This is a genomic window from Actinoplanes sp. NPDC051633 (assembly GCF_040681735.1).
Taxonomy (GTDB): Bacteria; Actinomycetota; Actinomycetes; order Mycobacteriales; family Micromonosporaceae; genus Actinoplanes.
The window spans coordinates 1-2,582 of the sequence record NZ_JBFAZH010001095.1 but is presented as its reverse complement, the minus strand read 5'-3'; the positions used below and the strand labels follow the sequence as shown (position 1 = coordinate 2,582).

Sequence of the window (2,582 nt, the reverse complement as noted above, 5' to 3'; positions counted from 1 at the left end):
GCTCGATCTCCTGGGCCGTCAGGCCGACACTGCCGATCCGCACGGAGACGACCGCCCACGAGTCCTCGCTCAATCCTGCTCCGGAAGCTCCTCGAGGATGTTGCCGATCGAGTCCTCACTCGGGCTCCCGTCCGGCATCTTGACGTATACCTCACCACTATCGAGGTCGACGATGACATCGGGGTTCCGTTGCGCTCCGTCGCGCGGCAGTCCCTTGCGCTTGACCGCGTGGATCGCGTCCTTGACCTGCTTGGTCGTGTAGCCGAAGTGGCTCGCGATCTGTCCGGGCCGGGAGGCGGCGTTCGGACCGCAGCCGTTGTGGACCAGGACGGTCGTCTTGCCGGCGACCACGTAGTAGGAGTGGAGGTCGGCGACTTCGAGGTTGTGGACGCGCGCGATCATGCTGCGCACGGAGACCGAGGTGACGGTCGCCGTCGCCCCGCCGGTGGTCCGCACCGGCACCCCGGCGGCGAGCGACGCGGCCGGCACCCACGCCTTCAGGGCCGGCGCCCAGAACGGGTGACCCGCTGTGGCGGTGACGACCGCCGGCGGGGTACGGCCGTCGTTGTCGTCGTCGATGCGCAGGGTGACGAGCTGCTTCACCCCCACGCCGGCGATCAGCGCGGTGACCGCCTTGGCCGCCGTGACCCCGGTGAGCGGATCGGTCGCGACGACCCGGTCACCGGCCCGGACGTCCTCGATGTCCTTGCTGCGGCCGTTGCCGAGCAGGACACGCGTGCCGGGCAGGAAGCTGTTGCAGGTCCGGCGGATCTTGTTGATGATCTCGATAATGTTGCGGAACTTGTCGGAGTTCTTGAACCCCTTGAGACCGCTGGCGAGCCAGCCCGCGACCGGGATCATCGCGCCCAGCGACAGGATGCCGCCCACCACGTCACCGCGGGCGAACGACACCGCTGCGTCGATGCCGTCGCAGACCTCGCCGGCCCCCGGGATGAGCCCGCAGCCCATCAGCGCCAGCTGCAGGGCGTCGAGCAGCACGTCCGGGTTCTCCTGGACGAACGAGCTCAGGTCGCGGACCATCAGGCAGCCGGGGCTGTTGGCGTTGGCCGGGACCGCGCACTTGGCCGGATCCATCGCGGCGCTGGCGAAGTCCTTGTAGACCGACAGGCACTCCGCGGACACGGCGTCCATGTTCAGCGACAGGCACTCCCACCGCTTGTGGTGATCGTTCGCGGTGCCCTCGCCGCCGGGGCCGCTGCCCTCCTCGGTGCTGCGCCGGTCCTCCTCCAGCTCCTTGAGCCGCTGGTCGTAGATGGCCGCGGCCTGCTTGGCGGCCGCGTCCGCCGCGGCGGCGTCCTTGCCGGCCGCGTCGGCGTAGTGCCGAGCCTGGGCCTTCGCCTGGAAGGCCGCCGCCGCGTCGGCCTGGGCCCGCTTGGCGGCGGCGGAGGCGGTGGCCGCCGATCGGGCGGCCTGGTTGGCGCTGTTCTGCGCCGAGTTGGCGGCGTTGCGCGCGGTCACCGCGCTCTGCGCCGCCTGGTTGGCGGACTGCTGCGCGTCCTGGGCGGACGCGGCGGCCCGGTTGGCGGCGTCGACGGCGGCGCGGGCCGCGGCGTCGGCCCGGGCCTTGGCGGCGTTCGCCTCGTCGGCGTAGCCCTGCGCCCGCTTCGCGGCCTCGAGCGCGCGGTCGGCGTCCTCCAGCGCGGTCTGCGCGTATCTCTGCGCCTCGGCGAGGAGCTTGCGGACCGTGGCGACGTGCGCGGCCTGCTCGAGGTCACGCTGCTGCGCCTGGTAACGCGAGGTGGTGAGGAAGTACGTCAGGTACGACGCCGGACCGTTCAGCGCGACCTGGGCGGCGGCCTTGACCTCCGGGCCGCCCGCCTCCATCACCCGGTACACCTCGAGCCGCTCGTCCGCGGCGCGCGCGACATGCTGGCCGGTGCGCAGGAACTGGTGCATGTCGGCCGGGGTGCCGGCCAGCGCCCGCTCACCGGCGGCCTTCAGGTTCGTGCCGGCGCCGTTGATGATCGCGTAGATCTGCTGCCGGTCCTTGGCGACCTTGCCGGGGTAGTTGCGGGTCCGCAGGAACGTCTCGACCGCCGCGTCAGCACCCGCGACGGCGGCCTGCGCCGCGGCCCGCTCGGCGCCGCCCTCGGGCAGGGTGTCCACCAGGCGCCACAGCCGCGCCCGGTCGTCCTGGCCCGCCGCGAACCGCCGGCCCTCGGCCAGCCACGACCGCAGCTCGACCTCGCCGCCGGTCAGCATCTCCTGCGCCGCCGCCTTGGTCCACTCGCCACCGGTGGTCAGCAACGCGACCGCGGCCCGCCGGCCCCGGTCCATGACCACGTCGGCCGGCGCGCCGGCCGCGGTCGCCTCGGCGAGCAGCGTGCGCGTCGCCGGGTCGATCCGGTCCTGCTCGGCGGTGTCCCAGAGCAGCCCGCGGTTCCAAGCGACCAGCTCGCCGCCCGCCGCCTTGGCCGCCGCCTCCGTCTCGGCCGCGGACTGCGCCGCCTTGATGCCCTGCTCGGTCCACTCGGCCAGCCGCGCCGCGTCCTCGGCGCGGGCCAGCGCCTCCAGCTCGACGGCCTGGTTGGCGGCCTGCACGGCCACGTTCGCCGCGGCCG

1 protein-coding gene is annotated in these 2,582 nt (G+C 73.5%); it reads right to left on the bottom strand.

The features are described 5' to 3' along the window. Positions 1-69 precede the first annotated feature (69 nt). A partial coding sequence (locus AB0M20_RS37400) for a polymorphic toxin-type HINT domain-containing protein (protein WP_364305514.1) occupies positions 70-2,582 on the bottom strand: 2,513 nt, incomplete at its 5' end.